The organism is Indolivaga capnocytophagoides DSM 22835 (genome assembly GCF_000426485.1).
GTDB lineage: Bacteria > Bacteroidota > Bacteroidia > Bacteroidales > Dysgonomonadaceae > Dysgonomonas_A > Dysgonomonas_A capnocytophagoides.
In genome coordinates this window covers 21,963-41,512 of the sequence record NZ_AUFL01000021.1, presented here as the reverse complement: position 1 = coordinate 41,512, position 19,550 = coordinate 21,963, and the positions used below count along the sequence as shown (strand labels likewise).

At 38.2% G+C, this 19,550-nt stretch carries 21 protein-coding genes; 15 read left to right on the top strand and 6 right to left on the bottom strand.

Going from position 1 to position 19,550, the window contains the following annotated elements; all coding sequences use genetic code 11:
- The first annotated feature begins 5 nt into the window (after positions 1-5).
- On the top strand, positions 6-1,100 hold the full coding sequence (locus tag K322_RS0112110) for a glycosyltransferase family protein (protein ID WP_026627133.1): 1,095 nt from the start codon (positions 6-8) through the stop codon (positions 1,098-1,100).
- A 4-nt stretch (positions 1,101-1,104) separates the two neighbouring features.
- Here the strand turns inward: K322_RS0112110 and K322_RS0112105 are convergent, their stop codons facing one another.
- From K322_RS0112105 to K322_RS0112095, 3 genes are read right to left on the bottom strand one after another with little or no spacing between them, the layout of a single operon-like run.
- Positions 1,105-2,019, bottom strand: a complete 915-nt coding sequence (locus K322_RS0112105; protein WP_084158575.1) for a TraB/GumN family protein — start codon at positions 2,017-2,019, stop codon at positions 1,105-1,107.
- 6 nt (positions 2,020-2,025) lie between these two features.
- Positions 2,026-2,622: a hypothetical protein gene (locus tag K322_RS0112100; RefSeq protein WP_026627131.1), complete on the bottom strand. Its 597-nt coding sequence runs from the start codon at positions 2,620-2,622 to the stop codon at positions 2,026-2,028.
- A 33-nt stretch (positions 2,623-2,655) separates the two neighbouring features.
- Positions 2,656-3,105 (bottom strand): RNA polymerase sigma factor, encoded by a 450-nt coding sequence (locus K322_RS0112095; protein WP_260203819.1) that lies wholly within the window; start codon positions 3,103-3,105, stop codon positions 2,656-2,658.
- Positions 3,106-3,519: 414 nt separating this feature from the next.
- Here K322_RS0112095 and K322_RS0112090 point away from each other — a divergent pair, with 414 nt between their 5' ends.
- The 7 genes from K322_RS0112090 (at position 3,520) to queG (ending at position 10,224) form a co-directional block, all read left to right on the top strand.
- Positions 3,520-3,795: an HU family DNA-binding protein gene (locus tag K322_RS0112090; protein WP_026627129.1), complete on the top strand. Its 276-nt coding sequence runs from the start codon at positions 3,520-3,522 to the stop codon at positions 3,793-3,795.
- Positions 3,796-4,057: 262 nt separating this feature from the next.
- Positions 4,058-5,632, top strand: coding sequence for an Rne/Rng family ribonuclease (locus K322_RS0112085; protein WP_026627128.1), 1,575 nt, complete (start codon positions 4,058-4,060; stop codon positions 5,630-5,632).
- Between the two features lie 176 nt (positions 5,633-5,808).
- Positions 5,809-6,399, top strand: a complete 591-nt coding sequence (locus tag K322_RS19315; protein ID WP_035332005.1) for a terminase small subunit-like protein — start codon at positions 5,809-5,811, stop codon at positions 6,397-6,399.
- Between the two features lie 162 nt (positions 6,400-6,561).
- Positions 6,562-7,827, top strand: a complete 1,266-nt coding sequence (locus tag K322_RS0112075; RefSeq protein WP_026627127.1) for a putative DNA modification/repair radical SAM protein — start codon at positions 6,562-6,564, stop codon at positions 7,825-7,827.
- Between the two features lie 10 nt (positions 7,828-7,837).
- Positions 7,838-8,599, top strand: a complete 762-nt coding sequence (locus K322_RS0112070; protein WP_026627126.1) for a TIGR03915 family putative DNA repair protein — start codon at positions 7,838-7,840, stop codon at positions 8,597-8,599.
- A gap of 120 nt (positions 8,600-8,719) precedes the next feature.
- Positions 8,720-9,289 carry a hypothetical protein gene (locus K322_RS0112065; RefSeq protein ID WP_026627125.1) on the top strand — a complete coding sequence of 190 codons (570 nt, stop codon included), beginning with the start codon at positions 8,720-8,722 and terminating at the stop codon, positions 9,287-9,289.
- The gene (gene queG, locus K322_RS0112060; RefSeq protein ID WP_026627124.1) at positions 9,286-10,224 is read left to right on the top strand and encodes a tRNA epoxyqueuosine(34) reductase QueG; all 939 of its coding nucleotides are present in this window, start codon (positions 9,286-9,288) and stop codon (positions 10,222-10,224) included. The genes K322_RS0112065 and queG overlap by 4 nt, the downstream gene beginning before the upstream one ends.
- 14 nt (positions 10,225-10,238) lie before the next feature.
- Here the strand turns inward: queG and K322_RS0112055 are convergent, their stop codons facing one another.
- Positions 10,239-10,889: a response regulator transcription factor gene (locus K322_RS0112055; RefSeq protein WP_026627123.1), complete on the bottom strand. Its 651-nt coding sequence runs from the start codon at positions 10,887-10,889 to the stop codon at positions 10,239-10,241.
- A gap of 768 nt (positions 10,890-11,657) precedes the next feature.
- On the opposite strand from K322_RS0112055, the gene ndk reads away from it, so the two are divergent.
- The 7 genes from ndk to folE all read left to right on the top strand — a co-directional run bounded on the left by ndk (position 11,658) and on the right by folE (position 17,339).
- Positions 11,658-12,119, top strand: coding sequence for a nucleoside-diphosphate kinase (gene ndk, locus K322_RS0112050; RefSeq protein WP_026627122.1), 462 nt, complete (start codon positions 11,658-11,660; stop codon positions 12,117-12,119).
- Positions 12,120-12,148: 29 nt separating this feature from the next.
- Positions 12,149-13,123, top strand: coding sequence for a M23 family metallopeptidase (locus K322_RS0112045; RefSeq protein WP_026627121.1), 975 nt, complete (start codon positions 12,149-12,151; stop codon positions 13,121-13,123).
- Positions 13,124-13,332: 209 nt separating this feature from the next.
- Positions 13,333-13,884, top strand: coding sequence for a DUF1599 domain-containing protein (locus K322_RS0112040; RefSeq protein WP_026627120.1), 552 nt, complete (start codon positions 13,333-13,335; stop codon positions 13,882-13,884).
- A 24-nt stretch (positions 13,885-13,908) separates the two neighbouring features.
- Positions 13,909-15,249 carry a BT_3928 family protein gene (locus tag K322_RS21235; protein ID WP_026627119.1) on the top strand — a complete coding sequence of 447 codons (1,341 nt, stop codon included), beginning with the start codon at positions 13,909-13,911 and terminating at the stop codon, positions 15,247-15,249.
- A gap of 42 nt (positions 15,250-15,291) precedes the next feature.
- Positions 15,292-16,050 carry a triose-phosphate isomerase gene (gene tpiA / locus K322_RS21230; protein WP_026627118.1) on the top strand — a complete coding sequence of 253 codons (759 nt, stop codon included), beginning with the start codon at positions 15,292-15,294 and terminating at the stop codon, positions 16,048-16,050.
- A 112-nt stretch (positions 16,051-16,162) separates the two neighbouring features.
- The gene (locus K322_RS0112025; RefSeq protein WP_026627117.1) at positions 16,163-16,687 is read left to right on the top strand and encodes an SPOR domain-containing protein; all 525 of its coding nucleotides are present in this window, start codon (positions 16,163-16,165) and stop codon (positions 16,685-16,687) included.
- Between the two features lie 76 nt (positions 16,688-16,763).
- Positions 16,764-17,339: a GTP cyclohydrolase I FolE gene (gene folE / locus K322_RS0112020; protein WP_026627116.1), complete on the top strand. Its 576-nt coding sequence runs from the start codon at positions 16,764-16,766 to the stop codon at positions 17,337-17,339.
- A gap of 6 nt (positions 17,340-17,345) precedes the next feature.
- Here the strand turns inward: folE and K322_RS0112015 are convergent, their stop codons facing one another.
- Together K322_RS0112015 and K322_RS0112010 are read right to left on the bottom strand one after the other, a co-directional pair.
- Positions 17,346-18,470: a glycosyltransferase gene (locus K322_RS0112015; RefSeq protein WP_026627115.1), complete on the bottom strand. Its 1,125-nt coding sequence runs from the start codon at positions 18,468-18,470 to the stop codon at positions 17,346-17,348.
- On the bottom strand, positions 18,467-19,519 hold the full coding sequence (locus tag K322_RS0112010; RefSeq protein ID WP_026627114.1) for a glycosyltransferase family 9 protein: 1,053 nt from the start codon (positions 19,517-19,519) through the stop codon (positions 18,467-18,469). Before K322_RS0112010 ends, K322_RS0112015 begins: the two co-directional genes overlap by 4 nt.
- Between the last annotated feature and the right edge of the window lie 31 nt (positions 19,520-19,550).

Here is a 19,550-nt window from a genome sequence, read left to right as displayed (position 1 = left end):
CATTCATGAAGATTTTATTGCTGGGTGAATATAGCGGATTGCATTTGACTTTAGCAGAGGCTCTTAAGATTCTGGGACACGAAGTGGTTCTGGCATCTGATGGAGATGGTTTTAAAAACTATTACAGGGATATTGATTTGTATCGGCGGAGTTCGGGCTTATTCGATACAGCTGATAGTTTTGGGCGTGTTGTGGCTAACCTTCTCAATTTCAGAGGATATGACATTGTTCAGTTGATCAATCCTTGTTTTACTACACAGAATATTCATGTCAATATACACTTATACCGATATCTGAAACGCAATAACGGAAAGGTCTTTTTAGGAGCTTTCGGAGATGATTACTTTTGGTTGAAGGCGTGTCTCGATAAAAAGTTCCGGTATTCGGAATTTAATATCGGAAACAAAGAAAATGATCTGGACTATAATCGTAAAGTTAAATACAACTGGCTGCATACTAAACGCAAAGAAGCGAATATAGAAATGGCCGAAACGTCGGATGGTATTGTGGCGTGTCTATACGAATATTTCGCCGCCTATGAGGACGAATATGCGGATAAACTTGCTTACATACCATTACCTGTAAATACCGGCTCTATCAAATACAGCAGCATTGATATACAGGATAAAATAAACTTCTTTATAGGTATAAATAAAGCCCGAAGCGAATTTAAGGGTACAGATTTATTGTCAGAAGCTTTGACGCACCTGCAACGTACATATCCCGATGATGTAGCGATATTTAAAGCCGAATCTGTTACTTATTCCCGTTATCTGGAGCTGATAAATAATGCTCATGTGGTGCTCGACCAGATATATTCGTATTCGCCTGCAGTAAATGGATTATTGACTATGGGTTTGGGTAAGGTGCTAGTCAGTGGGGGTGAACCCGAAATGTACAGATTGCTGAATGAAACGGACAACTATCCCATTGTAAATATATATCCTACGGAAGATAGTATTTACGGCAATCTCGAATCTTTGATACTGAATAAATCAACCTTATCGGACAGGGGGATGGCAAGCCGTTCTTTTGTAGAAAAGCATCACGATTATATCAAAGTAGCCCGTCAGTATCTTGATTTTTGGAACAGCAAGTAATATGCTAGGGTTGCATACCAATTGGTTCTATGTGGTAACCCATGAGGCTTAATTTGTTTAGCAAGCCGTCTTCTCCTACCAGATGCAAACAGCCAACAGCTATAAAGGAGGTTTTGTCTTCCATGATTCTAGGTAATTTCTCCAGCCAGTCGTCGTTTCTGTTTTTGTATATTATTTCTCTTTCTTCGGGACCTGAAGAACAATCGGAATCTTCATTCATTAATCGTTCCAGATCAATAAGGTCTCCGTTTTGATAGCTTTGGTCTAATTCTTTCATTTCTTTTTCAATCGTCTGACTCGAAATAACGCATAGTAGTTCGTTTATCTGATCATTAAGTGATTTGGAGTAGAAAAGATATTGTATTTGTTGGTCAAGAGTTTCCAGAGCAACAACCTCTTTGCTATTTGTACGTGCATACTCCTGAAAGTAATTATCCATATTTTCCGAATATGAGCCTCCATCCGATATTTTATTGTAGAGGTTTACGGTGTACATTGTCAGGATTGTAACAGGGCTGATATTTTCGACCTGAGAGATCCTTATTTTTAGGTCTTGTTGTAAGACAGAGTCCAGCTTATTGTAATCAGTTTTATCAAGAAGTTGGCTATAGGTTTTTCCTTCAGGCAGTAAAGATGCTTTGCGGACGGCCGATAGATCAAGAGTAGCTTCATTCATATCTATTTCGCCGACAACTTGTTGACATGAATTGAGAATGTCGTCCAGTCCGTCTATTCTGCTAAGAAAGGCTTTAGATAAAATATGATTTGTTCCGAATATATATGAACTTTCGGTCAACCCGTTTCCTGATACCTTCCAGAGTACACTGCCTGTAAACTGATGGGTTTGTGCGAACATGCACGAACATGATCCTATAAGATAAAGGGCAAGTATTATTTGTATTTGTCTGAATTGTTTCATGGGGGATCAATTATCTTTTTCAAAATCTTGTATTTCCATTATCGATTCTTCGATCTTTCTGATTTGTTTCCTGTAGAATTTTTTGTAAACAAGCCACATTAAAGCCAGCATTATAACAAACCAGACGCTTACAATAATATATATAAGGTATCTTTTTTCATCGGGGATAGAGCCCGACAACGGATAAAAGAAGGAGATCATAAATACAGAGATAAAAAGAAGTGAGACAAAGACCTCAATATTTATACATAGCTTATACCTGCAAATGTACTTATAACTCATAATGATAGAATTGTTTTTGAGGTCTACCTTTTTCAGTATCAGTATTTTGTATAATTGCCATAGAAAACCCAGTATACAGAAAGACATTAGGAAATACTGCGAAAACTTCGAATATTGAAAAAGAATGAAAAATTTATTATGTATAAATGGAGTTATTATCAGCGGAAGAAAGATAATTGCTCCTATCAGTTCCCATATATATAGCTTGTAGAGAGCAGTCTTACCCTTACCTTTTAGTATAGAGAGTATCTTATCATCGGATACCGATGGTAATTCTATCTGATTCTCATTCCATACTTTTTTTAAATTATCCAGATCCATAAAAATGGTATTTTTTGGTAAAATGCTATAGCACTATTCGTTTGACATTTTTTTTAGTTTATCCTTTATACGGTTCAGCTTTGTAGCCACATTGGTCACGGTAAGACCGGTAATTTCGGCGATCTCTCTATACGGTTTCTCATCCAGATAAAGTAGAACCAGAGCCTTTTCTATCTTTCCCAGCTTGTTTATCAGTCTGTATAATTCTTTGATATTGTCATCTTCGTCGGGAATATCCGAAATATCGATAACCAGATCGGTATAAGAAATAGAACGTTTGCTTCTGCGGAAAAACGTAATACATGTGTTCAAAGAGATCCTGTATATCCAGGTCGAGACTTTGCTTTCTCCTCTGAATGAAGGATAGGCTTTCCATAGATTCAGAACAACCTCCTGATACAGATCGCTGACACTCTGGTCGATATCCGCATAAAAGGAGACGACTTTGTAGATGATACGCTCGTTATGTCGTACCATATCCATAAAGTCCTTTTCCAAATCCTGATTGTACATTTCCTATTGTAAGGTCTGAGACCTTTTTTATTGGCTATTGTTTTTAAACTGTGATATTACTTACTCTTGTATAATAAGTCGTAGAGTTGTGTTTATAAGTCACACTTTGTAGTCAAAAATAATAATATTTTATAAATAAAATAGCTGAAAATACATTGATGGCAGGTATTGGCCTATATTTAATGTATTTGTTTACAGTATATTGGAAATAATGTATATCTTTGTCGGCGTTCAGTATAGCAACTCTCCCTTATGGATATGCCTAATCCATCCAAATAATGAGTTTTCATAAAAAATGCTAGTTATTTGTTTTTTTAAGGAAAAAAAAAGCTATATATTTGCAGTCCAAAAAATTAGTAATTAACAATAAAAGGAAATACAAAAATGACAAAAGCAGATATCGTTAACGAAATCGCAAAAAACACAGGTATTGACAAAGCAACCGTGTTAACAGCTGTAGAATCTTTCATGGAAGTAGTAAAGGATTCTCTTAGCAAAAGCGAAAACGTTTACCTTAGAGGTTTTGGTAGCTTCGTGGTGAAAAAACGTGCACAAAAAACAGCTCGTAACATTTCAAAAAATACGACAATCATCATTCCAGAGCACAACATTCCTTCTTTCAAGCCCGCTAAAGTTTTTGTCAATCAAGTTAAGAAATAACTGAGTATTAATTTATAAAAACTATAGATCATGCCAAGTGGTAAGAAAAGAAAAAGACATAAAATGTCTACGCATAAGCGTAAAAAAAGATTAAGAAAGAATAGACATAAAAAGAAAAAATAAATTCTTCTGAATCTTATTTAAAGAATTACAAGAACAAACTTAAAGGTTATAGAATGGTTTAAGTTTGTTCTTTGTGCATCTGATAGGAATAACTCCTATGACAGGAGTTGTTGGAAACACAAATACACAGTAGTATAAAATGAATAGCGAACTTGTAGTTGATGTTCAGCCGCAAGAAATCTCTATTGCTGTACTGGAGGATAAGAAATTAGTAGAACTTCAGAAAGAAGCAAGAGATGTTTCGTATGCGGTTGGCAACATTTATGCCGGCAGGGTTAAAAAACTGATGCCGGGGTTGAATGCTGCATTTATAGATATCGGATACAAGAAGGATGCTTTTCTTCACTACTTAGACCTGGGACCTCAGTTCAGATCTGTAGATAAATTCTACAAGCAGGCATTGGGGGATAAAAAGAAATTTCCGCAAGTGTCGAAGATGACACTGGAAAAAGATATCGATAAAGACGGAAGTATAAGCGATATACTGAAAGTGGGACAGGAAATATTGGTGCAGGTGGCTAAAGAGCCGATCTCGACCAAAGGTCCCCGGCTTACATCCGAATTATCATTTGCAGGACGGTTTCTCGTGGTAATACCGTTTAATGATAAAGTATCGATATCGCAAAAAATAAAATCGAAAGAAGAGAGAGCGCGTCTCCGCCAGTTAATTCAAAGTATAAAGCCAAAAAACTTTGGGGTAATAGTCCGCACCGTTGCAGAGGGGAAGAAAGTCGTTGAATTGGATAACGAACTGAAAACTCTGGTAAAACGCTGGGAAGAGAATTTACCCAAAATACAAAAAGACAAACTGCCTACTCTGGTTTATGAAGAGACAGGCCGTATCGTAGGGCTATTGCGAGATGTATTTAATTCATCGTTTCATGATATCCACGTAAACGATAAAGAGGTTTGCAGCCAAATTAAGGACTATATAAGTATTATAGCTCCTGAAAAGAAAGATATTGTAAAGCTTTATACAGGCGATCTTCCTACATTCGATCATTTTGCTGTCACTAAACAAATGAAAGCTCTTTTCGGTAAAACCGTTACTTTCCGTAACGGGGCTTATCTGATTATAGAGCATACCGAGGCTTTACATGTTATTGATGTCAATAGCGGAAACCGAGCCAAAGTAAAAGAAGCCGGACAGGAAAACAATGCATTCGAAGTAAATTCGGCAGCCGCCGAAGAGATTGCAAGGCAACTGCGCCTGCGTGATCTGGGAGGAATTATCGTAATCGATTTTATAGATATGTCGGAAGGTGAACACCGCAGCAAGCTGGTGGCACGAATGCAGGAGCTGATGGCCAGCGACAGAGCCAAACACAATATATTGCCGTTGAGCAAATTCGGGTTGATGCAGATTACCCGTCAACGGGTACGTCCCGAGATGGTGGTTGATACCACTGAAACATGCCCGACATGTTTCGGAAAAGGAGAAATCAAACCATCTATCCTGTTTACCGACTCACTCAGATCTAAAATCAGCTATTTGGTAAATAAGCTGGAAGTGAAAAAATTTACCCTTCATGTACATCCGTATATCGCAGCATATATTAACCAGGGATTCCCATCCCAAAAATGGAAATGGAAATGGCGGTACGGATTCGGTTTTAAAATAATTCCTGATCAAAGCCTGGCTTTTCTCGAGGCTCATTTTTATGGAGCAGATAAGGAAGAGATAGACTTGAAGCAGGAAATCGAATTGAAATAATAGAAAAACGGATGTAATTTTAATATTGCATCCGTTTTTTAGGTCTCAGGACTTTTTGTTGTAGGGCAAACACATGAAATTAGAACTGATTATTTGAGGCCTGTAGGGCCTTTTTTTCTATTATTACCCATTGACTGCCGAGTGTTTTTATCTATACTTAAAAAACACATTCGATTATGGCAAAGTACACAGAAGATTTAGGAAAGAAGATTGCTGATGCAATCGAACAAGACGAGTATACATTGGGGGAAATCTGCATGATGCACAACATCAGCCGTAAAACATTTTATCAGTGGGCACGGAATCATTCCGATTTTAAGGAAATGATAGATGATGCCCGTGCGGGACGTGACGAACGTTTGGCTCAAAAAGCACGAAAAATACTCAAGCAGAGATTAGAGCATGGCTATACCGTAACTACAACCCGATATAAATATGCCGTAGATGATTACGGCGAAATATACCTGACCGGAAAAACAGTGACGATGAAAGAATATTCCGCAGACGAAAAAACGCTGAAAATGGCAATGGCAAAAGAAGGTGAAATAGAAGAAAAAGTAGAGAATATGCCGAGCCCCTGGGAGATCACAGTACTTAACCCGGAAACAGCGGATCAGATTGAATTACTCCGTTTCTCCGGAACCGAAGAAGAAAAAAGAGAAAGGTGCCAGCAAATCGAGCGGAAGTATGCAGCAGCAGGACAGAAATCGGCTACTGATGCTTATGATCCCTCATTGGACAGTCGATATAATGAGGTAATAAAATGACAATGAAAAATATGCAGATTCGGTGTGACCTTTGTTACCTTTTATGATCGGTTGTTTTCTGTTCACTGATTTTTAAGCACTCACAAACTTTATCAACAGGAAATATTGTTTTAAGACTTTTTCGGAGGGTTATTTTAAACAAAATCTCTTTCTTTGTACATCATGAATGATGCTGTATTAGAGAAACTTAAAGTTTTAGCAGAGTCGGCTAAATACGATGTTTCGTGCTCCTCCAGTGGTACCGTCCGTAAGAATAAGGCGGGTACTTTGGGTAACACGGTAGGGGGCATGGGTATTTGTCATAGCTTTACAGAAGACGGACGTTGCGTTTCGCTGCTAAAGATTATGTTGACTAATAACTGTATCTATGACTGCGCATACTGTATAAACCGCAGGAGCAACGATATACGACGGGCGACTTTTACGGTAAATGAGTTGGTGGAACTGACTATCGAGTTTTACCGCCGTAATTATATCGAAGGGTTGTTTCTCAGCTCCGGTGTTATCAGTAATCCCGATTATACCATGGAGCGTATGGTGCGTGCTATAAAGGAATTGAGGGTTGTTCATCGCTTCAATGGCTACATCCACATGAAAAGTATCCCCGGAGCCAGTCAGGAACTGGTAAACGAGGCGGGATTGTATGCCGATCGTATGAGTGTAAACCTCGAAATACCTACCGAGCAGAATCTGAAACTGCTTGCTCCGGAGAAAGACCACATCAGTGTTTTTCAACCGATGAGGTTTATACAGCAGGGAATGCTTCAGAGTATTGAAGACCGCAAACGGATGAGATCTGCACCCCGATTTGTTCCTGCCGGACAAAGTACACAGATGATTGTAGGAGCCACCAGCGAAACGGATAAGGATATTCTCCGTCTGTCGTCGCTTTTGTACAAACGGCCAAGTATGCGGCGTGTGTATTATTCGGGATTTATACCTGTCAATAGTTACGATAAACGGCTTCCTGTATTGACGAGTGCTCCTTTGGTGAGGGAGAATCGTCTGTATCAGGCCGATTGGCTGATGCGTTTTTATGAATTTAGGGCTGATGAGATTGTTGATGACCGTTTTCCTAATCTTGATCTTGAAATTGACCCGAAGCTGGCATGGGCATTACGGCATCCCGAAATGTTTCCTGTAGATATTAATCGTGCGGACTATTCGATGATTCTGCGTGTGCCGGGCATAGGGGTTAAATCCGCAAAATTGATTGTTACATCACGCAAATACGGAAGGTTGAATTCATCACAACTCAAAAAGATGGGAATAGTAATGAAAAAGGCTCAATACTTTATCACTTGCAACGAGTTGCCGATGTATACGGTGAATGAGGCCACACCCGATTATATTCGAAAAATATTGACTGAGCCTAAAAAACGAAAAGGGGAGGATGACCGTCAGATGAAGATCATTTTTCCCGAATAAGTAAAAATCAATGCTTGTATTCTTTTACGATAAAACATTTGAGGGATTGCTGACTGCCGTATTCGATGCGTATAGCCGCAAGACTTTTCCTGATCGGTTATTGGGAGAAGGAGACATTCCCCCGTTGTTTATGGAAGACAGTTATACGGTATTGACTCAGGAGGATAAGTCGATGAGGGTATGGACAGCCCTCGAAAAGAAATTATCGAAACAGGCTTGCAATATGATTACTTATGCATGGCTGTCGGAAGAGGAAGGCTGCGATGACTTGTTGTTCCGCTACATGCGTAAAACAATAGACAGTAAGGTTTCCATTGAAACTAATTTTGGAGATAAAGATGTGTTGGAATTACATCAGATTGCTCGTAAGGTGAGTCACGAAGGTCATTATCTTGAGATGTTTGTTCGTTTTCAGAAGGCTGCCGACGATATATTCTTTGCTCCCGTTGCTCCTGTTTATAATGCGCTGCCTATTGTGATCAACCATTTTTCTGATCGTTTTTCCGATCAGAAGTGGGTTATATACGATACAAAGCGCAGATACGGGTATTTCTATGACTTGCATACTGCATCTGAAATAACACTCGAAGATGATAATCATCTGCTGAACGGAAAACTTGACGAGAGCCTTATGGCTGAGGATGAGAAACTCTTTCAGGAACTATGGAAGGGTTATTTTAAGGCAATGACCATCAAAGAACGGATCAACCTGAGATTGCAGCGGCAGCATATGCCGAAACGTTTCTGGAAATATTTGACGGAGAAACAATGATTAGTAACAGTAAGTGTTTGGTCTTTCTTTCGGTAAAGCTTAGAAGTTCTGATTATTGATATATTGAATCGCTTTTCTATATACTTTATCTATATTTGCCCCGTCAACTCAAACTATGTTATGAAAAAGAAGAGGAAGAATAAATTAGCTACCATATTTGTAGTGCTTGTTATCGTACTTGCGGCTGCATTCGTATTCAGAGGAACCCTTTACAGAGGAGTCACCGGTTATAAAGAAGACGGGGGAAGGAAGAATTATAAAGTGAAGGATAAGAATCTGGCTGTATTTATCGAAAACAATATTGATAACCCGGCTGATGATATAGAATCTATCATCGATCTGTCGCTCAAAATTACGGGGCGAGCTTTGGATTATTCGACCGAAGCGACCGAGAATGATCCGAATAAGACTGTCTTGCTTCGTCGGGCAAGTAATGCCGGATATGCTGCATTTACGGCATCTGCGGGAAATTACCTTATCGATAAGTATAAACTGTCAAAAATATGGGAGGCACAACCGGTAAAAGGTAAGCTTTTTGTATTTGGACAGGATATGCAGAAGAGAACAAAGAACAAGTCGTTTAAAGATTACGATTTTGTTATATTCCGCAATAAGATCACTAAACGAGAGATATGTGTTGATCCTGCTGCCTATGATAAATTTGGAATTAAACGTATCTCCAAGTATTGAGTGCTGAAATATCATATAGCGATAAAATAAAGGAGCATGCCCTCAGTCTCGGATTTGATGCATGCGGAGTTTGTCGTGCCGAACCAATCGGAAATGAAGAAAAAGTCCGTCTGGAAAGGTGGATAGCGGATGGATATCAGGCTGATATGGATTATCTGGCACGTAATACCGAAAAGAGGATCGATCCGACAAAACTTGTAGAAGGAGCCCGTTCGATAATCAGTCTTGCTCTCAATTATTATCCACAAGAACGTCAAGCGGAAGATGCTCCGCAGTTTGCCTTTTATGCTTATGGTAAGGATTACCATGAAGTAATGAAGGAAAAACTCAATCAGTTATTCGACTTTATTAAAACGTTGGTTCCTGATGTTCAGGGTAGGGTATTTTCAGACACAGCACCTGTGATGGAACGGTATTGGGCAGTAAAGGCCGGACTAGGGTTTATCGGTAAGAATACACTACTAATTATCCCGAAAAAAGGATCGTATTTCTTTCTCGGAGAGATTATGATAGATCGGGAACTCGATTATGACAGTCCTTTAAGTCTTTCGTGCGGGAAATGCACAAGATGCCTTGATGCTTGTCCTACAAATGCGCTTGAAAAACCTCATTTGTTGAATGCTAATAAGTGTATATCGTATCAGACTATTGAGAATAAAGGAGAGATTGCAGAGAGTATTAAGCCGTTGTTGAATAACAGAATGTACGGATGTGACATTTGTCAGCTGGTATGTCCTTGGAACAGATATGCTAGACCTCACAGGACAGAAGAATTTAATCCGAAAGCCGAATTCTTGTCTCTGGATTATGATTCGATGGCTAACATGCAGGTCGAAGATTACCAACGGATATTTAAAGGGTCAGCTGTAAAACGTGCAAAATACAGCGGACTTATGCGAAATATAAAAGCATTGGCGGACAATAAGAAATTGTAGTGCAGAATGCTGTCTTAGATGTAATATTCCGAAACATCTACAATTCCTGCCCGCATAGCGTATTTGGTCGCTTCGTGAACGTTGTTGACTTCCAATTTGCGGAAGATGTTTTTGCGGTGGGTTATTACAGTATGGAAACTGAGATTGCGGTCTGCCGCTATTTCTTTGGTCGTTTTGCCTAAGGCTATTTCTTTTAATATCTCTTTCTCTGTTGCAGTAAGATGGTTGTCGGACAGATCACTTAGAGATCGGGTTAATGTTTTGATATGATTGTCGACCCGTTTGCAGAAAAACTGATCACCTAATGAGGTTGAGATAATGGCATCCTTTATTTCGTCTAATGTATTCGATTTAAGGGCAATGCTGAAAGGTAAGCTGTAAGTGACCATTTCTCGCAGAAAAGTATCGCTCAGCTCATCCGAAAAGAGCAGCCATGTAACGAGAGGGTATCTTTCGTGCAGAATCTGGAGCTCATTGATGGAGGCGAAGTCTGATAATGTATAATCTAAAATGACCATACAGCCGTTGTTCTCCGAAAGCATATTGAGTAATTGAGGTTTATTTGAGGCGTCAAGTACAACTCCAATTTCTTTAATCTGGCTTACGAGCGATTTTAATCCCTGTCGGGTTATATCCTGGGCATCGGCTATAATTAAGTCTTTCATTTTTTTATCGGAATAAGGATTCAAACCTTTTGCATATCAATTATCAACACGTTAAGTGTTTTCTGTTACTAAATTACAAATCTAATAAAATTTAAATAGACTTATTCGTGTTTTTGCCAATTAAGGTTTTAGACTTATTTATTGCCTGGGGAGCAAATTGTATTTAAGATGCTAATGTGATATGCGTTTTAACAGTTGGAGACTATTGATCTTTGCTGGAGTTTTATCTGTATTCTGTGTGTTAGAGGGTTCTCTTTCAGAAGTAAGCGAAATTATTACTTGTATTTTATCTATATAGAAAGGCGATGAGGCAATATTGAAATAGCAGATATTTTAATAAAATCATGTTGAATCTCGAAAGGAAAAATAACTGATATAAGATGAGAAGTAGAAGAAATATTTCTTGTGAAATATGATTGTTTTCTCATCTTTTTCTAATTGTGAATTTTGATTTTTTTAGCCCTAAAATATTCTATAAAACATGTTTTTTTTAGTGTAACTATTTGTTTTATTGTTAATTGTATGGCGATAATACAGAAAAGACCTTAAAAATAGTTAAGTATGTGAACTGTTCAAAAACATGTTTCTTTGACAATTTGATTATGTTTTTATAAATCAAACGTTTAGCGATGTGTCAAATTTTGAGACATTGTTAAATACATGAAAACAACCACATTTACACTTGTTATTAACAAAATAATTGTGTTATCTTTGAATATTTCACATCTCAGAGAGAAACAGTATTTTTTATAAACGTAGTATCACTTTATGGAGAAGACCCTTGTTATATTAAAGCCTTCTGCGATGCAGAGAGGACTGATAGGAGAAGTAACCTCACGGTTCGAGCGCAAAGGTTTAATACTGGCAGGGACGAAGATGATACAGCTGGACGATGCGATTCTGAATGAACATTATGCGCATCTGAAGGATAAACCGTTTTTCCAAAGAGTAAAAAATTCCATGATGGCATCGCCGGTTATAGTACAATGCTGGGAAGGTATTGACGCTGTATCGGTAGTAAGGGCTCTGGTTGGAAAAACAAATGGACGGGAAGCAGCAGCAGGCACTATCAGGGGAGATTACTCAATCTCTTTCCAGGAAAATATTGTGCATGCATCCGATTCGGTCGAAGCGGCAGAAGTTGAGCTTTCCAGATTCTTTGAAGAAAATGAAATCTTTGCATATAAGAAGGCTGTATTATCATTCTTATATTCAAATGATGAAGTATAATTCAGTATATAATCAAAAAGTTATTTAACGTGAGTTTGAAAACAATCAAAGTCTGTACTTTAGCTACAATGCTATTTATCCCTTTGTGCTCTTTTGCGCAGACCAAAGAACACAAAGACGATGCAGCAAGAGTGGAGCTAAACTACAAACAAAGGCACAGCAAACCGTCGAATGACCTCTACGCGGACGGTATAAAAATTAAGCGAGATTTATCACTAATCAAAGAGGCGCAAGAAGAACGTATTATGGATGCAGATGAAATCCCATCTGATGACCTATACGGCAGTATCTGGAATAACCGTTATGTGAATATATACGGTTCATTAGACGACATCCCCTCGACGTACACAGTCGACCTTTCAAACTTCACAATGCCCACAATGGGTTATACCACTTCAAATTACGGACACAGAGGCAGAAGAATGCACCATGGAATTGACCTGAAAGTTCAGATCGGCGATACAATCTATGCTGCTTTCGACGGAAAGATACGTGTTTGTGAGTACGAAAGAAGAGGATATGGTAATTATGTCGTAATCCGTCATCCAAATGGATTGGAAACGGTTTACGGTCACCTTTCGAAATTTTTGGTTTCGGATAATGATGTCGTTAAATCGGGAGATCCTATCGCTTTGGGTGGTAACACTGGGCGTTCAACCGGATCGCATCTTCACTTTGAACTGCGTTTCTTAGGTCGTTCTATCGATCCGATAGATGTAATAGACTTTGAAAATAAAACCTGCCATAAGGATAAATATCTGGTCGTTACTAATTCGTTGGGAAGACCCGGACGTAACTTCAAAGCAGCGAATACAAGCCGTTCCTCTGCGAACAGCACAAACAAATACGCAACAGGAACAGTTTCGTATTATCGGATAAAGAAAGGAGATACACTTGGTAAGATTGCCAGACAGCATGGTTTATCTATCAGTAAGTTGTGTTCTCTGAATAATATGTCGAAAACAGAGACTCTTCGTTTAGGCAAAACATTGCGCGTTTCGTGATACATCGAAAATACTAACATACAGAAAAGCATAGGGTTTTCCTTATGCTTTTTGTTTTTTTTCATACCTTTGCATAGAAGGAAAGACCTCCAGGCTTTTGTTTGATTGGTCAAATGTGACAACAGCAGATAGTTGCTATTTTGAATAGAGTATCAAATGCTTTCTGCTGATTAAGACATGGTTTCAATTAATTTATCTATATAGAAAAGATGCCAAATACCGAACAACAATTTGAACACATTATCTCGATATGCAGGGACTTATTCAAAAAGAAACTGACTGATTACGGAGCATCGTGGAGAATACTTCGCCCGCAATCGGTAACTGACCAGATTCTTATAAAAGCAAAAAGAATCAGGAGTATCGAAGAAAAAGGTGTGACTAAAGTAGATGAAGGTATTGCTTCCGAATTTATAGGTATTGTAAATTATGGAATTGTAGCATTGATCCAACTCGAATTAGGGCATAACGATGGGATTGATATCACAACCGATCGGGCAATGGAGTTGTATGATAAGCATATGTTGCAGACTAAAAATCTGATGTTTGCTAAAAATCATGATTATGGAGAGGCTTGGAGAAGTATGCGTATCAGCTCGTATACTGATCTTATCTTGGTGAAGTTGTTCAGAACAAAACAAATAGAGAATAACGAAGGACAAACTATTGTGTCTGAAGGTGTAGATGCCAATTATATGGATATGATTAATTATTCGATATTTGGGCTTATCAAACTAAATTATCCGGAAGACGAAGAATAATTATTCGATATTTTGCAGGTATTGATGGGTAAGACTAAATCACTTATAGAGAAAATTTTAGTAGAGATAGCTCGGGTTTTGCTTGGGGCTACCTTTATATTTTCGGGTTTTGTCAAGTCGATAGATCCTTTGGGAACAGCCTATAAAGTACAGGATTATCTTACTTCATTCGGCTTTTCGGATCTGTTGTACTTATCGTTACCCATATCTATTATTTTGTGTGCAGGCGAATTGTGTCTCGGCATATTTATGCTCTTTGGACTCTATCGCAAATGGACATCACGTCTGTTGTTTCTCGTGATGCTTTTTATGACCCCTTTGACTTTGTATCTGGCAATAGCTAATCCTGTAAAAGATTGCGGGTGTTTTGGAGATGCCCTGATTATTACCAATTGGGAAACATTTTTCAAGAATATTGTTTTGATGGCATGTTCTGTAGCCACTCTTTTGTGGTATGAAAGAATTACTAATCTATTTACCGGCAAATTCTATTGGCTTGTATCATTGTATATTATTATTTGCGGGATCGTTTTTTGTATATACAATACAAGCAATGAGCCGATGATCGATTTTCGTCCCTATAAGATCGGAGCGGATATTCCTAAGCTGATGACTGTGGAAGGAGATAAAGCTCCTGTTTATGAGAATACTTTTATCTATGAAAAAGACGGGGTGAAGAAAGAATTCACAGAAGATAATTATCCGTGGGAGGATTCTACCTGGGTGTTTGTAGATCGTTATAATAAAGTCATAAAAGAAGGAGAAGAACCTGTTATTCATGATTTTTCGATAAACAGGCTTTATCTGAATAGGCAGAAGACAAAGATAGAAGCCGAAGAAGATATAACCAACGAGGTATTGACCGATACAAACTATACCTTTCTGATGATTGCGTATTCTTTGCCTGAAATGAGAATTAATAATCTGGGTAATTTTGAAGATGTCAATAATTATGCGAAAGATTACGGTTATAAATTCTATTGTCTGACATCATCTCCACGTGATACTATTCTAAGCCAGGAAAATAAGAATATTACCAATTTTGATTATTGCCTGACTGATGAACGTACGCTCAAAACGATAACGAGATCAAATCCGGGACTTTTATTAATAAAGAATGGAGTTATCATAAACAAATGGGGAGATAAAGATGTGCCCGAAGAAAGAATGCTGAACAAACCGATTGAAAAATTGTCAGTAGGTCATCCCGAAAAAGATAATTTTCCTAATACCCGGGATATAACAAAGATAATCCTCTTGTTCTTTGTACCTTTGGTTATAGTTAAGATTCTGGATGCGTTATTGTACCATAGGAAAAGTGTAGCTCCTACAGAGATAAAGGAGCCGGAGGAAAATAAGAATTGAGAATATTGTTAAATTTTTTATATTATATAATATCATACCATTATGAGAAAGAATATCGTTGCCGGAAACTGGAAGATGAATAAAACTCTTCAAGAAGGTTTAGCTTTAGTAGATGCACTTAAAGTAGCTCTAGCTGATAGAGATAAAGTAAATTGCGATGTGGTACTAGGTACTCCGTTTATACATTTGGTTAATGCAGTAGCTTCTATCGGTGATAAAAAAATCGGTGTTGCAGCTCAAAACTGTGCAGATAAAGTATCTGGAGCTTATACCGGAGAAGTTTCGGCTGCAATGATAGCATCGACAGGTGCTAAATATGTGATTCTTGGTCACTCAGAACGTCGTACTTATTATGGAGAAACTGATGCTACTCTCAAAGAAAAAGTAGTTTTGGCTTTGGCTAACGGACTTACTCCGATCTTCTGTATAGGTGAAGTATTGGAAGAAAGAGAATCTAACAAACAAGAAGTTGTTGTAAAATCTCAAATCGAGAATGCTTTGTTTGCGCTATCTGCCGAAGATTTTTCTAAGATCGTATTAGCTTATGAGCCTGTTTGGGCTATCGGTACAGGTAAAACTGCAACTTCTGCTCAGGCTCAGGAAATGCATGCATTTATCCGTAAAACTATCGTTGATAAATATGGTAAAGAAGTGGCTGACGGTATCTCTATCCTTTACGGCGGTAGCTGTAATGCATCAAATGCAAAAGAATTGTTTGCAAATCCTGATGTAGACGGTGGTCTTATCGGTGGAGCTTCTCTTGAAGTTGATAAATTTATGCCTATTATCGACGCATTCTAAGAAATAATATGAGTAATACGGAGTTGGAGTATACTCTCTCTCCGTATTATCTTTAGATAAGATAGCAGAATCTATTATTTAGCAAAAACAGGTCTGTCGACCTTAGTAAATTATGAATAAACTTACTTGCATATTTTTTATATTGTTAAGCTGCAGCCTTTCGGTTATAGCGCAGAATAAGTCTATTACAGATGATTTGAATACAACTAAAGCAGGACAGGGTAAAGTTGTTATTTATCAGGATGATGCTATAAAAAACATGGTGGGTTCTACAGTCAGAACCAGTGCTTCGACATCGGGAACGACTGATGTCGAGTCTCAGTTATCGGTAGTTTCCGATAATAACTCTACCAAAACTTTTGTAAAGGCAAAAGGTTATCGTATTCAGGTATATAGCGGGAGTGATCAGAAACGCTCTAAAAATGAAGCTCAGTATCGTAAGGATGCTGTGCAATCTGCATATCCTAATATGGATGCGACTATATCATATGCATCTCCGGTATGGAGAGTGAGAGTCGGTAATTTTAAAACACATGAACAAGCTCAGCAGGCTTTGTCGGAAATGAAAGATAAATTACCTTCATTCGGACGAGAAATGCGAATTGTGGAAGATGTAATAAAAGTAGCCGTAGACTAAGCAAGTCTGAGTCCTTAAACGTGTAATAAACAGCCGTTTCAGATATTCTGATCCGGTATAATTATAAGAAAAAGAAATGCCGTCAACAGATAGCAAAGATCAGAAGACATCGATATTAGCAGAAAACTATAAGGGTATTATCAGCCTGTTGGGAGAAGATGTAAGCAGAGAAGGTTTATTGGATACTCCGGAGCGTGTAGCCAAGGCCATGCAGTTTCTTACAAGCGGATATACTGAAGACCCTCAGGAGGTGCTTCGTAAGGCTCTTTTCAAAGAAGATTATAAACAAATGGTTATAGTGAAAGATATAGACTTCTATTCACTCTGCGAACATCATATGCTGCCTTTTTGGGGTAAAGCACATGTCGCATATATTCCTAATGGATATATAACCGGATTAAGCAAAATACCGCGTATTGTTGATATATTTTCGAGACGTTTACAGGTGCAGGAAAGATTAACTACGCAAATAAAAGATTGTCTTCAGGAAACCCTGAATCCTTTGGGGGTAATGGTGGTGATAGAAGCTCAGCATATGTGTATGCAAATGCGTGGGGTACAGAAACAAAATTCAACTACTACGACTTCGGACTTTACCGGAGCATTTAATCAGGCAAAAACCCGTGAGGAGTTCATCAATCTTATCAAATAGTCTGTTTTATATTGAGGAGTAAAATTCGAGAATTGATTTAGAGAAGGACTTCCATGAGAGTCTTTGTTTTTCGAGGATTATATTCTTTGTATATATTGCTTTATTAGCAGCCTCTTTTTCGAAATATTGAACGATTGAATTTGCTAATTCCTCTGGTGTCGCATTGTTTACAACCATACCTGTAGATCCTTTTCTGACTGTCTCTCCTAATGCTCCTACATTCGTTGCGATAAGAGGTGTTTCCATCTGGTAAGCGACAGCTACTACACCGCTTTGTGTTGCATCTCTGTAGGGGAGAACAAGTATGTCTGATGCTGAAAATAAGGTCGAAACCATTTCATCCGGAATATACTCTTCAAGTACTTTGATGTTGGTCTTATTGTGCAGGGTATCTATAATGTCCTGATACTTTTTGAAGTCTCCATAGCATTCGCCTGCAATGATAAGCTGATATTGATCATTTAACAGATTCATTGCTTTCAGCAGGATATCCAAGCCTTTATATTCTCGGATCAAACCGAAAAACAAGAGTGTCTTTTTGGTCCTATCCGTTCCAAGTTTTAAAGCTGCTTCATTTTTGCTTGTCTTAAGGCTGTAGTGGTCATATATCGGATGAGGGCTTACAAGTATCGGTTTGTTCTGGATAATAGCCTTCAGATCGTCTCTAACCGGATCGCTTAGAGCAATAAATCCATCGCATGCAGAAAAGAAATATTTTGCTAATGGTTTATCAAAGAAACGCTTTTCATGAGGTATTGCATTGTGAATCAATCCTATAATTTTAGTCTTTTTGTTGATAAGACGGCAAACGCTGCCCAGAGCCGGAGACAGAAAAGACATCCAGTATGGAACAATCAGTATATCCGGTTTAAAGCGGTTTATCTGCGAAGCTGTCTTATAATAAGATAACGGGTTGATGCTGTTGAGTGCTCTTTCGGAATGTATGATCTGAGCGGAATCACCTTCAGTTATATATTGTGTTTTTCCCGGAAAGAGAAAGGACGGATAAAGCATGGAAAAGTTAAAGGCTTGCACTTCATGATCAATCTTTAACTCTTCATACAATCGGCCGCTGAATTGAGCCATCCCTCCTCTGTAAGGGTAGAAAGGTGATAATATTACTATTTTCATTGTTCTATCTCATTCAAGCCATGTTCATGTAAAACATTCATGACTCTTTTCAAAACTTCGTTTTCCGGTATCTCATTCAGACAGGCAAGATCATTTCTGAAACATGGTTTATCGCCAAAGACAGAGCAAGGACGGCATTCCAATTCTGTTTGAATGGCATTTTTTATATCCTGCTTAAATCCATAGAAGCCTAAGCTTGGGTGTGTGGCTCCCCAAATAGAAACAACCGGAGTTTCTACCAACGAGGCAAGGTGCATGTTTGCAGAATCCATAGAGATCATTATATCCAGATAAGAGATAAGCAATAGCTCATTAATCAGGTTTATTTTACCCGAAGCACATATTACATTCTCGTATTTGTTTTCCCAGCTATCAAGGATTTCTCGTTCTTGAGTTCCCGATCCGAATAAGAATATTTTTATAGGCGATTTTTCGTTTAAACTCTTTACGACATTCTCCATTTTATCTAGAGGATATACTTTTTCAGCATGTTTTGCGAATGGAGCAATTCCAATCCAGGTACAGTCTTTCTCTGTGACTATTGCCCGGAGGGGATATAACGATCTTTCTTTAAACTCAAAGAAGTTTTTGAAAACCATTTCTGATGGAAATCCGATTTTATCGAAAACCTCCATGTATCTTTCGTAAGTTGGCTTCAGAGGCGGATATAGTTCTTTCGATGTAATCATCTGCTTCTTTTCGCTTCTGCCCTTTTCTATGTGTGCCGTTTTCTTAAAGAGCATAGACATACAGCCTCTTATCAGCTTGGTACGAAGCACATCATGCACATCTGCTACATGTGAATAATTGTATTTGATCACACTGATCAAAAGCTTGAATGTACCCAATAATCCCTTATGACGTTTAGACGGATCAAATGTTACAGCGTTAATATTGAATCCCAGGTTTTCAAACAGTGGAGCAAACGACTTTCTGGTCAGTACAATGAAGCGATCCTGTGGATAGCGAGCTGCCACAGAGAATACTACAGGTACTAACATAGCCACGTCTCCAAATGAAGATAACCTGGTTATTAAAATTCTAGCCATTGTTGTTGTTTGTTTTCGTGTATTTTTTTTG

Bases quoted from the DNA above. Each gene is read 5' to 3' on its own strand.
- K322_RS0112110 (WP_026627133.1), top strand. From the start codon at position 6: ATGAAGATTTTATTGCTGGGTGAATATAGCGGATTGCATTTGACTTTA.
- K322_RS0112105 (WP_084158575.1), bottom strand. From the start codon at position 2,019: ATGAAACAATTCAGACAAATACAAATAATACTTGCCCTTTATCTTATA.
- K322_RS0112100 (WP_026627131.1), bottom strand. From the start codon at position 2,622: ATGGATCTGGATAATTTAAAAAAAGTATGGAATGAGAATCAGATAGAA.
- K322_RS0112095 (WP_260203819.1), bottom strand. From the start codon at position 3,105: ATGGATATGGTACGACATAACGAGCGTATCATCTACAAAGTCGTCTCC.
- K322_RS0112090 (WP_026627129.1), top strand. From the start codon at position 3,520: ATGACAAAAGCAGATATCGTTAACGAAATCGCAAAAAACACAGGTATT.
- K322_RS0112085 (WP_026627128.1), top strand. From the start codon at position 4,058: ATGAATAGCGAACTTGTAGTTGATGTTCAGCCGCAAGAAATCTCTATT.
- K322_RS19315 (WP_035332005.1), top strand. From the start codon at position 5,809: ATGGCAAAGTACACAGAAGATTTAGGAAAGAAGATTGCTGATGCAATC.
- K322_RS0112075 (WP_026627127.1), top strand. From the start codon at position 6,562: ATGAATGATGCTGTATTAGAGAAACTTAAAGTTTTAGCAGAGTCGGCT.
- K322_RS0112070 (WP_026627126.1), top strand. From the start codon at position 7,838: ATGCTTGTATTCTTTTACGATAAAACATTTGAGGGATTGCTGACTGCC.
- K322_RS0112065 (WP_026627125.1), top strand. From the start codon at position 8,720: ATGAAAAAGAAGAGGAAGAATAAATTAGCTACCATATTTGTAGTGCTT.
- K322_RS0112055 (WP_026627123.1), bottom strand. From the start codon at position 10,889: ATGAAAGACTTAATTATAGCCGATGCCCAGGATATAACCCGACAGGGA.
- ndk (WP_026627122.1), top strand. From the start codon at position 11,658: ATGGAGAAGACCCTTGTTATATTAAAGCCTTCTGCGATGCAGAGAGGA.
- K322_RS0112040 (WP_026627120.1), top strand. From the start codon at position 13,333: ATGCCAAATACCGAACAACAATTTGAACACATTATCTCGATATGCAGG.
- K322_RS21235 (WP_026627119.1), top strand. From the start codon at position 13,909: ATGGGTAAGACTAAATCACTTATAGAGAAAATTTTAGTAGAGATAGCT.
- tpiA (WP_026627118.1), top strand. From the start codon at position 15,292: ATGAGAAAGAATATCGTTGCCGGAAACTGGAAGATGAATAAAACTCTT.
- K322_RS0112025 (WP_026627117.1), top strand. From the start codon at position 16,163: ATGAATAAACTTACTTGCATATTTTTTATATTGTTAAGCTGCAGCCTT.
- folE (WP_026627116.1), top strand. From the start codon at position 16,764: ATGCCGTCAACAGATAGCAAAGATCAGAAGACATCGATATTAGCAGAA.
- K322_RS0112015 (WP_026627115.1), bottom strand. From the start codon at position 18,470: ATGAAAATAGTAATATTATCACCTTTCTACCCTTACAGAGGAGGGATG.
- K322_RS0112010 (WP_026627114.1), bottom strand. From the start codon at position 19,519: ATGGCTAGAATTTTAATAACCAGGTTATCTTCATTTGGAGACGTGGCT.